Origin of the sequence: Sphingobacterium spiritivorum, from assembly GCF_016725325.1 — a bacterium.
Lineage (GTDB): Bacteria > Bacteroidota > Bacteroidia > Sphingobacteriales > Sphingobacteriaceae > Sphingobacterium.
The window spans coordinates 3,050,216-3,063,948 of record NZ_CP068083.1; the positions used below are offsets into that span (position 1 = coordinate 3,050,216).

The following is a 13,733-nucleotide window of genomic DNA, read 5'->3' on the forward strand; positions in this document are numbered from 1 at the left end:
ACGGATATGAGAACTAAACAAAAACTGACTTTTGGAGTAGGTGTTTTATTTCTTCTGATCGTCTTATTGGCAGGAGTAAGCACCTATTATGTGAATAGTCTGAAGAAAGACACTAAAAATATTCTACTCGCCAATTACAATACACTGGAGTATGGCCGCAATATGTTGCTTGCGCTGGATAAATTGGATTCGGATCCGTTGGCTTTAACTGATTTTGAGAAAAACCTCCGGTTACAGCGGGCTAACGAAACTGAAAAAGGAGAGAAAGAGGCTACGGAACAAATTGTAGTCCATCTGGGTGAATTGAAACAAAATCCACAAACAGCTAACCTGAAGGTCCTGATCCGTGAAGACATAGCAGAAGTCATGCGTTTAAATATGGAAGCTATAGGACGTAAAAGTGATATTGCAAATGAAACAGCAGCTTCAGCTATTGTCTGGATATCCGTGACAGGAGCGCTTTGTTTTTTGATTGCTTTTGTGTTATTTGTGAATTTGCCCGGCAATATTGCCGATCCTATACGCGAACTCAACGGCAGTATAAAGCAGATAGCAGCTCAGAATTACAGTGAACGGGTGCACTTCGAAGGACATAGCGAATTCGGTGAGCTGGCCAGATCTTTTAATACTATGGCACAGAAACTGGAAGAATATTCCAACAGTAATCTGGCCATTATCCTCAAAGAAAAAACAAGAATTGAAACACTTATCAATAATATGCATGATCCTGTCATAGGAATTGATGAACAGAAAAAGATATTATTTGCGAATCATGAGGCCTTAAAGGTCACAGGACTGGAATGGACGGCTATACAAGGCAGACAAATTCAGGATATTGCTGTTAATAATGATCTTGTCAGGCTGTTGATCAGAGATATGATGAGTCCGGAAAAGAGTTCGGCTGAGCCAGTGAAAATAGCTGCTGACGGAAAACAACAATACTTTGAAAAGGAAATCATTGATATAAATGTAGTTCCTACAGGAGAACAGGAGTCCGAGTTGATCGGCTATGTCATTATGCTGAAGAATATTACTCCTTTCAAAGAGCTTGATTTTGCGAAGACTAATTTTATTGCTACCGTTTCACATGAACTGAAAACACCTATATCTTCTATAAAAATGAGCCTTAATATTCTGGCACATGAACGTACAGGCCCCTTGACAGATGAACAGCAGCAATTGCTGGAAAGTATCGGAGATGATAGCGAACGGCTGCTGAAAATTACCTCTGAACTGTTAAATATGTCTCAGGTCGAAACAGGCAATATTCAATTGAATATGCAGGCTAACGACCCTTTGGAGATCTTGAAATATGCGGTGGATACTACACGTATTCCGGCAGAACAGAAAAACCTGTCAATCGTACAGCAGGTGCAGCCAGACCTTCCTTTTATCCTTGTTGATGCTGAAAAAACAGCCTGGGTATTAACCAATTTTATCACTAATGCTATTCGCTATTCTTCGGACCATAATGAAGTGATTGTTTCACTATACAAAGAGCAGGACAGATTGGTGTTTGCTGTACAGGATTTTGGTAGAGGAATTGATCCCCGATATCAGGAACGTATTTTTGAACGTTACTTTCAGATTCCGGGAAGTGCCAAATCGGGAACGGGACTCGGATTGGCTATCAGCAAGGATTTTATAGAAAATCAGGCGGGGAAAATAGGATTGGAGAGCAAGCCCGGCTTAGGTAGCACATTCTTTTTCTCGTTTCCTGTTGAAAGTTAGTTTACCCGAAAGTATCAGATATCATTAATCCGTTTTCCTGTGAGGGCAGAGAATCTTTTGTTTTTAGGGTCACCTATCATCTGTTTTCCGTAAATACTGGTGTTTCCGGAAAACAGGTACGCCAGTATGCAGGCAATAGCGATGTATACTGCTGCCTGAGCGCCGAAGAGTTCTATTCCCATGATACTGCAGGCCAGTGGCGTATTGGTGGCACCGGAAAATACGGCTACGAATCCCATTCCCGCCAGTAAACCCAGAGGTAGGGGAATAAATAAGGATAATGCACTACCCAGGGTGGCTCCGATAAAGAAGAGTGGAGTAACTTCACCTCCTTTAAATCCAGCCGCTAAGGTAAGGATCGTGAAAGCCATTTTCAATGCAAAATCATAGGGCAATGCTGTTTGCTGAAAAGATGCTTCTATGCCGGGGATACCAAGTCCTATATAAGCGGTAGTGCCGATACACCACACTGCAGTGGCTACGATTATTCCTCCGATAAAAGGCCGTAATGGAGGATAGCTGATATAAGATTTGAAAAGTTGGGATGTTTTCTTTAATGTACGACTGAATACTGTCGCACATAATCCGAAAAGAACACCAGCCAGAACCGCCAGAATAATATTTACAAATGAAAGATCCGGAACAATATCTATATGGTAATGGGTATGATGAGCATTCCACGATTTAGTAATAAGATCGGCACAGATCGCAGAAGCAAACGCAGGAAAAATGGCATTATACCGAAGCCGTCCGATAAGGAAAAATTCCATTCCGAATATTGCTCCGGCAAGAGGAGTACCGAATACGGAACCAAACCCTGCTGCGACAGCTGCAATAATTAATGTTTTCCGTTCTTCCGGATTGAGTTTTAATCGTTTGCTAAACTGATCAGCAATAGCACCTGCCATTTGCAGTGCTGTGCCTTCCCTGCCTGCTGATCCTCCGAATAAATGTGTAATAATGGTGCCTAAATAGACAAAAGGTGCCATTTTAAACGGAATAGTCTGTCCAGGTGTATGAATCGTATCAATCAGCAGATTATTACCTGCTTCTACATCTTTCCCCCAATAATAGTACAGTAACCCTACAGACAAGCCACCTAGAGGAAGTAGGGCAATGATCCATTTATGCTCCTCCCGAAAATTGGTCACCCACTCCAGTGAGATAAGAAAACCTGCAGAAGCGGACCCTATAGATAACCCTAAAATAAGACTGATAAAGACCCATTTAAGAATATAGGGCATTGTAGGATAATTCCGAAAGAATAACCTGGTGCGGATCTGAGTTTTTTGACGAATGGATTTTGGTTGTTTCGTAAGCATAATTATTCCTGATTAAATAGTTAACATTTATCAATCAGGCGTCATCAGCTTACTAAAGCGGTTTGGTTAAGGAAGAACACCATTTCCTTTTTTAATTGTCTGTGAGCAAATCTAAGAACTATCTTTCAGGAAAACAAGATATGTAATTGTTTTTATGGGTGATAAACTGGTTTTGAGTTTATCCGCTAACCTGTCTTCCGATAAATCGCGATCGCTCCTTAAAAGGGAGAGAAAAAGACTTTTCAGGATAGTTTTCTCTCCCTTTTAGGGTGCTTGGTTACTTTGGTGTAATGGGGAATAAAGGATTCTCTCCATTAAAGTTGCCAGCGTAAGTTATATTATTTGTTTTGCGTCAGTTGGCGTCCCCGCCTACTGTTTATCTATAACCGTTGTTATTAAAACAATACGTCTTTGATCTCCGGTGTCTTGTCAAATACCGATTTGGCAAACGGACATAAGGGTAATATCTTGATATGATTGGTGCGTGCAAAATCTACTATTTCCAATACAATCTTCTTCCCTATAGATTGTCCTCTGTACTCGTCATTTACATCTGTATGATCAATAATGATTTTAGTTTCGCCTGCATAGGTATACGTGATCCGTCCTGCTTCGATATTCTGATCCATCATTGAAAAGTATCCCTTTTGTCCTTCCTGTACGTGTTTGATTTCCATTTTTTTATGTTTTATAAATTACTGATCTGTATTTCAAACCAACTATTGATAACAACCATCAGTTTTTGATTTTGTTTTGTAAGACAAAGCTATGGCTTTAGGAAGAAGCAACCATTGATGCATGATAAGAAAATCATAAAGGTCTGAAATTTCGTGTCGCCAGATCTTTGCGTACACGGCTCAGACTTTCAGGTGTTATCCCAAGATAGGAAGCAATAAGTGTCTGAGGAACGCGAAGGGTCAGGCTAGGATATATCTTTATAAAATCAAGATATCTTTCCTCTGCAGTAGCACTAAGTAATAATGTGATTCTCTTTTGCAGATGACGAATATGATTGTGCAGGTTCTTATTATTGAATTCCAGAAATGAAGGATTTTCTTTTGATAGTTTTATAATAAACTCTTCCTCTATCAGCATGACTTTACTATCTTCCAGTGCCTGAATGTAATAATGGGATGGAAGACCGAAGTAAACACTTCCTCTGTCTGATACAAACCAATTTTCCGGAGCAAACTGAAGGATGTGCTCTTTGCCTTTTTCATCTATGGAATATTGTTTAAGCAGCCCCATTTCTACAAAATAGGTATATTTTCCTACCTCACCTTCACGCAGAAGATAATTTCCTTTTTTAACAGCTATAGTCCGGCAATGGGATACCAGTTGTTCGACGCTTTCGGTATCTATATCAATGTTAGAAGTCAGGTAGCTTACAAAAGAAAAATTGTTCATGTGTCTATAGATGTTTACACTTTAAACTTAGCTAATTTTTTGAATGTTCACTAACCTTCTGTGAGTTTAGTTAGAAAAATCTTTCTTAAATACATGTATATATTTATGTATCAATATAGTGTGGTTAAAAACTAAATTTTAGATATTTAAATAAGTTAAACTAAAAATTTATTTTATTTTTTTATATGAATGTTTGGTTTTTATTTATTGTTTTAGCGGGTACAGGTATGGTTTTTATTTTAAAATGTTTGTTTTCAATTGTTTGAGGTTTTAGGAGGAGGTATCTTAATAAATTGTATGAAGTGGAAAGAATTAATCTATAAAAGTATGTTTACAACCTATTATTGTTTAATTTTGAATACTATATTTAGCAAATAATGTCTATGATACCTAAGAACTTGTTAATCCAGGTCATCGACCAACTGGACGAATATTGTACGCAGTACCCTGAAAATCTGACATATGAAGGATTTGCATCTTTTGTACATGTAAACCGTCTTTCTCAGCACACAGTTACCAGACAGGTAGGAGGTGACTATGTACCTATTATGGAGCGGGATATGCCAGCTGAAGATATCGGGAAACTCTTGGTCATGTTATACAGATATGCAAAAAATTATATAAAAATAGCATTTGCGGGTACTCCGTTGCAGACTCCTGAAGAATTTACCTACCTGATGGTTCTGTTTACCTATGACAAATTACCGCAATCAGAATTGATCCGTAAGAATATTATGGAAAAAGCTTCCGGTAATGAAGTAATCAAGCGATTGATGCGGATGGGAATGATTATGGAAGCCGAACGATCCGGAGATAAAAGGTCCAAGCCTATTTCAATTTCCCCTATGGGAAGAAAAGTACTTATTGATATGTTGCCTAAGATGAGAATGGTGGGAAATGTAGTATCAGGAAATCTTAACCAGACGGAGCGGCAGCTGCTGATCTATCTGCTGGCAAAACTGGATCATTATCACCACGATCAGTACGGGCATAAAGACAAACAGGAGCTTACAGATTATCTTCACACAGAAAACTAGCTATACTTTTGTTCCAAAAAGTTCTTTAAGAGCATATATTGAAAAAAGGTAAACAGGCAGCTTGACAAAAAGTCTTAATTCCTCCATTAGGGAAGTTTCATTATGGAGGAAACGAAAAACCTGAGTAGCGTTATTCCGTTGAAACATACTGAATAAAATACGATGACCTTTTTCGGGCTGATCTTTTAGTATGCGTAATAAAATCCGGTCATAAAAATGAAACCTGTCAAACGTTGAAGAGGAAGCGTACTGATCCAGGGTTTCATTTTGGAGGTGACTGAGTATCTGGCCGATCTGCTTCTGTATAAAATAAAAAGTATACCCTGTAGATGCCTTACTGCATCCGGCTGCAGTACCCAGATATATAATATTCCCTTTTCGTCTGGGAAAACGATAGGATGTCATTGGAATCTTACCTTCTTCCGTTTTCGTTATTTCATAGCGATGATTCCCTAAATGCTGATCCAGATATTTTTTCAGATTTCTTTCAAAGTACTCAGGCGTTTGCAGAACTGAAGTGAATAGCGTGTATTCTATAAGGGCATTATTAGCATCTGAAGGCAATGTATAAAAGAACGCAACATGATTCTGTTGTTCGGTTCTGAAATCCATAATATCTGCTACATCCTTACGGAATGCTGCGAAATCTGTTTTGACAAAATAACCCTGAAACTGTTGCCAGAGCGTATTGACGTTTGAATGCGATAGAAGAGCCGGATCAAAGCGGCTGTCAAAAACGTAGTTTGCAGCAAATCTTCCGGATTTGGTTTTTACTATAAGCTCATTTGAGGCAGATTGAGTAATATCTGTTACATCATCCTTTACCAATGTAATTTGAGGATGAGATTGAATAATAGTAAAGCAATATGATCTGAAATCTTCTGAAGATATAGATTTGTATGTAAAGGGAGAAGTAGGACTTGTAATCTCTTTGTCATCTGCATATAATCTTAGTTTTTGCCAACGCGCATGACATAGAAAGTCAAAAATACCATTATTTTCCTCCCAGAATGACCAGGTTCTGTTTGTATACTCTTCAAAGCTGCGGTCTATCAGTAATAATTTTTTACCTGTAGTAAGGAGATAATCCTTTAGTGCTATGGCAAGACTCAGACCGGAAAGACCAGCTCCGGTCACAATGTAGTCAAAACTAATGCTGTTGCTTCCGGTTTCTTTCATCATCCGCTTTGATCTTATTTCTGTATTTTTTTTCTACCCATAAGAATCCAAACGATTCGCCGGGATCAGCATTTAAATGCTTATGGTGCATTTTGTGGCCCCATCTCATGGCTCTTATATAGCTGTTTTTCGAATTTCTAAACCACTTGATGCGTTGATGAATAATAATATCATGTACAAGAAAGTAAGCAATTCCATATAATAAAATTCCAGCTGCAACATAACTCAGCCATGGTGTATCGGTTGAATTGCCTCTTTCAAAAAGAATAATACAGGGTATAGCAAAAATTACGGCAAACCAGTCATTCTTTTCTAATGCTCCGGGAGTCGTCTGGTGATGATCTTTGTGCAGAAACCATAAGAAGCCGTGCATGACATAGCGATGCGTTAGCCAGGTGAGGATCTCCATAAAACAGAATGTGAAGAGTGTAAGGAAAATACCCAGAATCCAATGCATAATGTTAAGATTTAGTATTTAAATGATCCATGTAATGCTGGAAAATAATTTTGAACCAGATGGTAAACGTCTGCGGTTCCTCTTGTATGCGGGAAGAAATATCATCCAAAGTCATATATGTGTAGGAAGAAACTTCACCGGGATCTGGCATAATAGTTCCATTATACGTGCCCACAAAAATATGATCCATTTCATGTTCGATCATGTCGTTATCCAGATTTGCGAAATATTGGAATTTGTACATATAAGATAAGGGGCAGTCGAATCCCATTTCTTCCTGAAGTCGTCGGTGAGCAGCCTCCAGAGTTGTTTCGTCCGGACTCGGATGACTACAACATGCATTTGTCCACAGTCCTCCGCTATGATATTTTTTATCTGCCCTTTTCTGTAAGAGCATCTTTCCTTCTGTGTCAAAGATGAGTACTGAAAATGCACGATGTAATATTCCCAGGCGATGGGCCTGAGATTTAGATATTACTCCTGTTTCTTCATCGTTGATATTGACGGTTATGAGTTCTTGTTCCATAGGTGTTATCATAATTCTATCATTTAGCTAAGCCAGATTAGTTGCTAACCGGCTTCCCACGCTGATTCTAAGTAAAAGAAATAATTTTTGATAATCAGGTACCCTGATCCTTTTATTTAATATGCTTTCCGGAGGTAATCGTTTTATTTTTTCGAACAGACACAGGTAATACCTGTACGCTAACAATACACCATATCGGGACTTGGATGGCAGTTGCATTAACCCGTTAAATGCTTCTTCAAAATCTTTTGTGATCTGTTCTTCAATTTTGATTTTTGTATCCTTATCAAATTGGTCCATCTGAATATCATGAAAATATCTTCGCCCCAGATCGTAAGTGTCTTCACGAAGATCACGCATGAAATTTACTTTTTGAAAAGCTGCTCCCAATGCCTGAGCGGAAGGAGTAAGTTTTTTGATAAGCTCCTGATCTCCCTCACAGAAAATATGCAGACACATTAGACCTACAACCTCTGCTGATCCGTAAATATAAGCATTTAGTTCATTTTGATCTTTCCATACTTTCTTGTCGAGGTCAGCATACATACTTTCAAAAAAAGCATGGATATAATGATGATCAATATCATAAGTATTGACTACCCACTGGAAGCTATGCAGCACCGGATTTATACTTACTCCGGACGCTATAGCTCCAAAAGTATCTCTTTTGAAATCGTCCAGTAAACTCTTTTTATCATATCCGTGAAAACTATCAACAATCTCATCCGCCAATCTCACAAATCCATATATGCTATAGACAGGTCTGTGCAGATCAGAATGTAATACAGATATGGCACTACTGAAGGATGTGCTGTAAAGCTGGGTAACCTTTTTGCTGCACAAGCGGGATAGTTCATTGAAGATTTTGAGATTGTCCATGGGTAGATGTTTATAAGATTTTGAAGGATTACGTTTTACTTAAATATCGGGCAACCTGATCCGCAACTATTTTACCGGAAAGCAGGGCAGGAGGTACACCTGGTCCGGGCACAGATAGCTGACCACAGTACAACATATTGTCAACTTTGCGGTTTTTAAGACTGGGTTTTCCAAATGCGGTCTGACGCAGTGTATTTGCGAGACCATAGGCATTTCCCTTAAAGGCATGATAATCTTCCTTAAAATCTTTAATGGTATATTTCTTTTGATAGCAGATATGGGGCATTATATCAGTATGAAGTCTTGATTCCATCCTCTTTATTACATTTTCAAAATAAAAGGCTGAAACTTCATCTATACCTTTTTCCAGTCCGGACGCTAACGGAATTAACACAAAAAGATTTTCATGTCCTTCCGGTGCCACAGAAGGGTCTGTAACGGAGGGAGCGCACACATAAAACATAGGCTCTTTCGGCCACTCTTCTTTATCGTATAAGGAGCGTGCATGAGCATTGAAATCACTGTCAAAAAATAAGGTGTGGTGAGTAAGAGCCAATTTTTTGTTGATTCCCAGATAAAAGATAAGACAGGTGGGAGCCATCTGGCGTTTACTCCAGTAGGTATCATTGTAATTGCGCAGATGAGCTGGCAGCAACTTTTCCATATAATGATAATCCCCACTCGCAATAACAAAATCTGAATGAAAAGTTTTATCATTAGCTCTTAATCCTTTTACATGTCTTCCTTCGACCAGCAACTCGTTAATGTCATGATCAAAATAAAAGGACACACCCAATTCTTTAGCCAGTTTATATTGTGCTTCAATAATGTTATACATTCCCCCTTTAGGATACCAGGTACCGAGAGAAGCATCTGCATAATTCATCAAACTGTACATCGCCGGGATTTTGTCAGGCATTGCCCCAAGGAAAAGCACCGGAAATTTCATTAGCTTCTGTAAATATGGATTTTTGAAATACTTATTAACATGACTATCCATATTGGAAAGCAGGTCAAGACGCATCAATGCTTTAAAAATATCCGGTTGTACATATTCCATTACACTGAAAGAAGGAAATGTAGCATATTTCTTCAGGCCTATTTCATATTTGACAGCTGCATTATGCATAAACTGTCTTAATTTTTGTTTACTGCCTGATTCTATCGATTCAAATAGGTTTTCCAGTTCCGCCATATTTGCTGGTACAGGCAATTCCATTTCATCAAAAATGACAGTATAGGAAGGATCTAAGCGTTGTAAATCATAAAAGTCTGAAACTTCATGATCAAAATCCTGAAAGAAGGATGCGATAATATCCGGCATCCAATACCAGCTGGGGCCCATGTCGAACACAAATCCTTCTTCCCTGAATTGACGCGCACGACCACCGGGAGTGCTGTTTTTTTCAAAAACAGAAACATTGTGACCTTGTTTTGCCAGATAGCAGGCTGCGGCAAGACCCGATATTCCTGATCCTATTACTGAAACATCCATATAGTTTGATAAAATCCAAATCTTATCAAATATAGTATTTTTTAATTCTATTTTTTAGGATATTTGAATTAAAAAAGTTTTAAAACAAACATATTTTATGAAAATTTAGTTTGTTAACATATTTTTAATTTATTTATATGTATTTGTGAAATTCAATATTTTTAAAACGTTGGTTGTTTATATACAACAGTATGGAAACCATGATAAAGCAAGACAGACAGGAATAGATATTATGGAGATGGAATCCGAACTGATAAGGAAAAAAATCCATACGGCCGAATCCGGATGATTTTAATTATCGTAAATAAGAGAAAACTGAAGAAATTAAAATAGGCCTGACATTCCTTTAATGTCTTAAATGTATTAGGAAACCTTTATTTAATATAGTTTATAGTTAGTGTAGTGGAGTGGTAAACGTCAGTTTACCACCCATTCTTATTTAACAGAATGGTTCCATTCCTCTTTTAATATGGAAAATACCACGAGATCCAGATAGATACCATTCACAAACTCGGATTGTCTTGAAATACCTTCCCTTTGAAAACCCAGTCTTTCAGGTATAGCCTGGCTTTTGGTGTTTTCTACAGCGGCTTTTATCTCTATGCGGTTTAGTCCTAGCTCTGTAAAGGCAAAATCAATAATCTGCTTACATGATCGGCTGATGATTCCCTTCCCTTCCATATCTCTGTTTAGCCAATATCCGATAGCCGCACTTTTGTTCGGTTGATTTATATGATGTAGACCGATTCTTCCTATGATGGTTTGATGTAGGAAAATGACGAAACTGATCTCCTGTTTCTGATCATAAAGATCCATGCAATATTGTATATATTCATCAAAATCTGTTACTTTCTGCATATTGCTCACCCATGGTAAAAATTTAGAAAGATGAACTCTGTTCTGATCGACGGCTTTAAAGAGTCCGTCTGCATGTTCAGGAGATGTCTGTTGCAGTTTGATATGTTCATCTATTCTGATTTCCATTTTTACTATATTTAGTTGTCCTATATCCTTATATTTTAGGGAATTTATATAATTTAATTCGGTTTATTAGAAAAATATCTTACTTTTCGATTAGGAATTATTATCTGCAGCGGGATCTTATTTTGATGTTATAAACATAAAGAATGAAGAAAAGAAATTTTTGGATCTGTCATGTTGTTTTACTTCTTTTAATGTCTTGTGCTTCGAGTCGTTCAAAGACTATAAACAGCAATATTCTGACATTAAGAGACAGCTACTGCAAATCTCCTTTTATCTATGATTATAAGAACGTAGTTCCGTCTTATAATGCGGATTCTATTCTTAACGCTAATGTTTCACTGCGCAAATCCTTCTCTGATCAAAGCATTTTAATATTGAATGCCTTGGGTAATGTGGATGAGGTGGAGGCTATTATGAAACTGAAAAGTGATTCTACAATGGCATCTCAGTTGAAAATTCTTCAACTCAAAAACGTAATTAACAATAAAATCAGTATTTCACTGACAGAACTCGATGCTGTTGCTGCTGAGTATGACTGTGAAGGAGAGCGCGTGGCACAAATGGGAAATTTCGTAGATAATTTAAATGCCGGCAAATCCAATAAGCTGATATTGTATTCTATCGTAGCTGGAGCTGCAACTTCCATAGCCGGCGGAATAGTCAAAAATGATATGTGGAGCGATATTATAGGTATTGGCGGTGGGGTATTGGGAGCTGGGTTTGGATTGGCTACTTTCAATCCTAAAGGCAGAAAAGTAGAATTTATACATGGAAGAAATCTGCTGCGTGATGTATGGCATGAAAAGTTGGAATCCCCTAATTTCCCTCCATTCATCTGGTATATGTTTACGGAAAAGAAATTCTCCAACAGAGGTGAAAAATCCTTAATCCAGAATATGAAAGAGAGATGGTTAAAATATCAGTTTGCCGGGGATACTGCGTCTGCTGATCAGTCAGTTATATTCAGTGATGGAGGTCAATATCTTGCAGAAGACTTACATAACAGAGCGACGATGCTTAATCAGATGCAATCAGCAACGCGTACAATTAATCAGAATATTAGTTATCTATTGCTGGAGCTGGATAAATTGATTATCTAGAATTGTTGCATATTAACGAAAATTTTGTTTTCTTGTCATATGAAAAGCACATTAGTCCGGAATGACATTATATTTGGTTCCTGTGATACAACAGAAATTAATCTAACATAAAAAATTAACACAGATGTCCTTTCAAGCATATTTAGATAATATTGAAACCAAGACAGGAAAGAGTCCTGAAGACCTGCAAGCTTTAGCTACGGAAATGGGTTTTGTAGAAAATGGAAAACTCAAGTCTGATATCAAAGCTGCACAGGTATTAGAATGGCTGAAGACAGACTTTGATCTGGGGCATGGCCATGCAATGTCTATATATGCTTATTTTAAAGGAAAGAGATCTTAATCTAACTTAGGTTAGGGAGATACAGGTTTTCCCAAAAGACCTGTTTATTAAGGAGATATTTTACTCCTATGAAAAACAGAGAACCGACAGTGGCATCATAAAAGGATGAAGCTGTCGGTTTTCATTTTAATATTGTGCTCATTGTTTATATAAACTGTAATTTTGCTCCCATATATAAATATTATTGCAGCATGTACAGTTTTAAAAATGATTATTCAGAAGGTGCCCATCCTCAGATTATAGATCAGCTTGTCCGGACCAATCTTATTCAACAGAACGGTTATAGTGAAGACAGTTATTGTTTTGAAGCGAAAGAAATTTTAAGAAGGGAACTGAAGAATACAAATGCTGCTATATATTTTGTTTCCGGCGGGACGCAAGCAAATCTTATTAGTATAGCGGCCTTATTACGTCCACACGAGGCTGTGATCAGTGCAACTACCGGACATATCTTTGCGAATGAAACAGGGGCAATAGAATCTACAGGGCATAAGGTAATCGCTGTAGAAAAGGGAGATGGGAAATTAGAGCCTGCGGATATAGAACCTGTGCTGTCCGCACATTCGCTAGCTCCGCATATGGTAAAACCCAGATTGGTTTACATTTCTAATTCCACAGAAATAGGAACACACTACACAAGAACAGAATTACAGGAGCTATCTGCATGCTGCCGTAAAAATAGCTTACTTCTGTATCTGGACGGAGCCAGACTGGGACACGCACTTACTGCCGAAGAAAATGAGTTGACACTGGCGGATATCTCCCGATTTGCAGATGCATTCTATATCGGTGCTACCAAAAATGGCGGACTATTGGGAGAGGCGATTGTCCTGCCGGATCCGACTCTTTATCCTGATTTTGACTTTGTGATCAAGCAAAAGGGAGGACTTCTTTCCAAAGGGAGGTTATTGGGAATTCAATTTCTGGAGTTATTCAGGGACGGCCTCTACTTTAGTCTTGCACAGCATGCTAATACTATGGCAATGAAAATAGCTGAAGCAGTGAAAGAATGTCAATATACTATGCTTACGGTATCGGTGACCAATCAGATTTTTCCTGTTCTTCCTTTATCTGTTATCGAAGAACTGAGTACCAAGTATGATTTTTATATATGGAAGCAAATTGATAAATCACACTCCGCTATTCGACTGATTACATCATGGGCTACAGAAGAGTATTATGTAGATGAATTCATTAAAGATCTGAGGCGTATATCATCGCAATAACAGACAGATTCTTATCCGGAGTGTTTTTGATGTGTGCGAAACCTGTT

Annotated in this window: 14 protein-coding genes and 1 riboswitch; of the genes, 5 read left to right on the forward strand and 9 right to left on the reverse strand. The window is 38.0% G+C overall.

Annotated features, from left to right (window positions below; all coding sequences use genetic code 11):
- Positions 1–6 precede the first annotated feature (6 nt).
- On the forward strand, positions 7–1,731 hold the full coding sequence (locus tag I6J02_RS12715) for an ATP-binding protein (RefSeq protein WP_201678262.1): 1,725 nt from the start codon (positions 7–9) through the stop codon (positions 1,729–1,731).
- 14 nt (positions 1,732–1,745) lie between these two features.
- Here I6J02_RS12715 and I6J02_RS12720 read toward each other — a convergent pair whose 3' ends face one another.
- From I6J02_RS12720 to I6J02_RS12730, 3 genes are all read right to left on the reverse strand, one after another.
- Positions 1,746–3,053, reverse strand: coding sequence for a voltage-gated chloride channel family protein (locus I6J02_RS12720; protein ID WP_201678263.1), 1,308 nt, complete (start codon positions 3,051–3,053; stop codon positions 1,746–1,748).
- Between the two features lie 28 nt (positions 3,054–3,081).
- A riboswitch (Fluoride riboswitch) is annotated at positions 3,082–3,149 on the reverse strand.
- 299 nt (positions 3,150–3,448) lie between these two features.
- Positions 3,449–3,730: a GNAT family N-acetyltransferase gene (locus tag I6J02_RS12725; protein WP_201678264.1), complete on the reverse strand. Its 282-nt coding sequence runs from the start codon at positions 3,728–3,730 to the stop codon at positions 3,449–3,451.
- Positions 3,731–3,863: 133 nt separating this feature from the next.
- Positions 3,864–4,460 carry a Crp/Fnr family transcriptional regulator gene (locus tag I6J02_RS12730; protein ID WP_201678265.1) on the reverse strand — a complete coding sequence of 199 codons (597 nt, stop codon included), beginning with the start codon at positions 4,458–4,460 and terminating at the stop codon, positions 3,864–3,866.
- Between the two features lie 383 nt (positions 4,461–4,843).
- Here I6J02_RS12730 and I6J02_RS12735 point away from each other — a divergent pair, with 383 nt between their 5' ends.
- A complete protein-coding gene (locus I6J02_RS12735; RefSeq protein WP_201678266.1) occupies positions 4,844–5,497 on the forward strand; it encodes a MarR family winged helix-turn-helix transcriptional regulator in 654 nt (217 codons plus the stop codon).
- Here the strand turns inward: I6J02_RS12735 and I6J02_RS12740 are convergent, their stop codons facing one another.
- From I6J02_RS12740 to I6J02_RS12765, 6 genes are all read right to left on the reverse strand, one after another.
- Entirely contained in the window at positions 5,498–6,679 is a 1,182-nt protein-coding gene (locus I6J02_RS12740) for a lycopene cyclase family protein (RefSeq protein WP_201678267.1), read from the reverse strand.
- Positions 6,648–7,133 carry a sterol desaturase family protein gene (locus tag I6J02_RS12745; protein ID WP_201678268.1) on the reverse strand — a complete coding sequence of 162 codons (486 nt, stop codon included), beginning with the start codon at positions 7,131–7,133 and terminating at the stop codon, positions 6,648–6,650. The genes I6J02_RS12740 and I6J02_RS12745 overlap by 32 nt, the downstream gene beginning before the upstream one ends.
- A 4-nt stretch (positions 7,134–7,137) precedes the next feature.
- On the reverse strand, positions 7,138–7,659 hold the full coding sequence (idi, locus tag I6J02_RS12750) for an isopentenyl-diphosphate Delta-isomerase (protein ID WP_236581851.1): 522 nt from the start codon (positions 7,657–7,659) through the stop codon (positions 7,138–7,140).
- 27 nt (positions 7,660–7,686) lie between these two features.
- Entirely contained in the window at positions 7,687–8,538 is an 852-nt protein-coding gene (locus I6J02_RS12755; RefSeq protein ID WP_201678270.1) for a phytoene/squalene synthase family protein, read from the reverse strand.
- A gap of 28 nt (positions 8,539–8,566) precedes the next feature.
- The gene (locus I6J02_RS12760) at positions 8,567–10,033 is read right to left on the reverse strand and encodes a phytoene desaturase family protein (protein WP_201678271.1); all 1,467 of its coding nucleotides are present in this window, start codon (positions 10,031–10,033) and stop codon (positions 8,567–8,569) included.
- A 435-nt stretch (positions 10,034–10,468) separates the two neighbouring features.
- Positions 10,469–11,017: a GNAT family N-acetyltransferase gene (locus I6J02_RS12765; protein ID WP_201678272.1), complete on the reverse strand. Its 549-nt coding sequence runs from the start codon at positions 11,015–11,017 to the stop codon at positions 10,469–10,471.
- A gap of 143 nt (positions 11,018–11,160) precedes the next feature.
- On the opposite strand from I6J02_RS12765, the gene I6J02_RS12770 reads away from it, so the two are divergent.
- The 3 genes from I6J02_RS12770 (at position 11,161) to I6J02_RS12780 (ending at position 13,686) form a co-directional block, all read left to right on the forward strand.
- Positions 11,161–12,117: a hypothetical protein gene (locus I6J02_RS12770; RefSeq protein WP_236581852.1), complete on the forward strand. Its 957-nt coding sequence runs from the start codon at positions 11,161–11,163 to the stop codon at positions 12,115–12,117.
- Positions 12,118–12,241: 124 nt separating this feature from the next.
- The gene (locus tag I6J02_RS12775; RefSeq protein ID WP_201678273.1) at positions 12,242–12,460 is read left to right on the forward strand and encodes a DUF4287 domain-containing protein; all 219 of its coding nucleotides are present in this window, start codon (positions 12,242–12,244) and stop codon (positions 12,458–12,460) included.
- Positions 12,461–12,651: 191 nt separating this feature from the next.
- Entirely contained in the window at positions 12,652–13,686 is a 1,035-nt protein-coding gene (locus tag I6J02_RS12780) for a threonine aldolase family protein (RefSeq protein WP_201678274.1), read from the forward strand.
- Positions 13,687–13,733 lie beyond the last annotated feature (47 nt).

Bases quoted from the DNA above. Each gene is read 5' to 3' on its own strand.
- I6J02_RS12715 (WP_201678262.1), top strand. From the start codon at position 7: ATGAGAACTAAACAAAAACTGACTTTTGGAGTAGGTGTTTTATTTCTT.
- I6J02_RS12720 (WP_201678263.1), bottom strand. From the start codon at position 3,053: ATGCTTACGAAACAACCAAAATCCATTCGTCAAAAAACTCAGATCCGC.
- I6J02_RS12725 (WP_201678264.1), bottom strand. From the start codon at position 3,730: ATGGAAATCAAACACGTACAGGAAGGACAAAAGGGATACTTTTCAATG.
- I6J02_RS12730 (WP_201678265.1), bottom strand. From the start codon at position 4,460: ATGAACAATTTTTCTTTTGTAAGCTACCTGACTTCTAACATTGATATA.
- I6J02_RS12735 (WP_201678266.1), top strand. From the start codon at position 4,844: ATGATACCTAAGAACTTGTTAATCCAGGTCATCGACCAACTGGACGAA.
- I6J02_RS12740 (WP_201678267.1), bottom strand. From the start codon at position 6,679: ATGATGAAAGAAACCGGAAGCAACAGCATTAGTTTTGACTACATTGTG.
- I6J02_RS12745 (WP_201678268.1), bottom strand. From the start codon at position 7,133: ATGCATTGGATTCTGGGTATTTTCCTTACACTCTTCACATTCTGTTTT.
- idi (WP_236581851.1), bottom strand. From the start codon at position 7,659: ATGGAACAAGAACTCATAACCGTCAATATCAACGATGAAGAAACAGGA.
- I6J02_RS12755 (WP_201678270.1), bottom strand. From the start codon at position 8,538: ATGGACAATCTCAAAATCTTCAATGAACTATCCCGCTTGTGCAGCAAA.
- I6J02_RS12760 (WP_201678271.1), bottom strand. From the start codon at position 10,033: ATGGATGTTTCAGTAATAGGATCAGGAATATCGGGTCTTGCCGCAGCC.
- I6J02_RS12765 (WP_201678272.1), bottom strand. From the start codon at position 11,017: ATGGAAATCAGAATAGATGAACATATCAAACTGCAACAGACATCTCCT.
- I6J02_RS12770 (WP_236581852.1), top strand. From the start codon at position 11,161: ATGAAGAAAAGAAATTTTTGGATCTGTCATGTTGTTTTACTTCTTTTA.
- I6J02_RS12775 (WP_201678273.1), top strand. From the start codon at position 12,242: ATGTCCTTTCAAGCATATTTAGATAATATTGAAACCAAGACAGGAAAG.
- I6J02_RS12780 (WP_201678274.1), top strand. From the start codon at position 12,652: ATGTACAGTTTTAAAAATGATTATTCAGAAGGTGCCCATCCTCAGATT.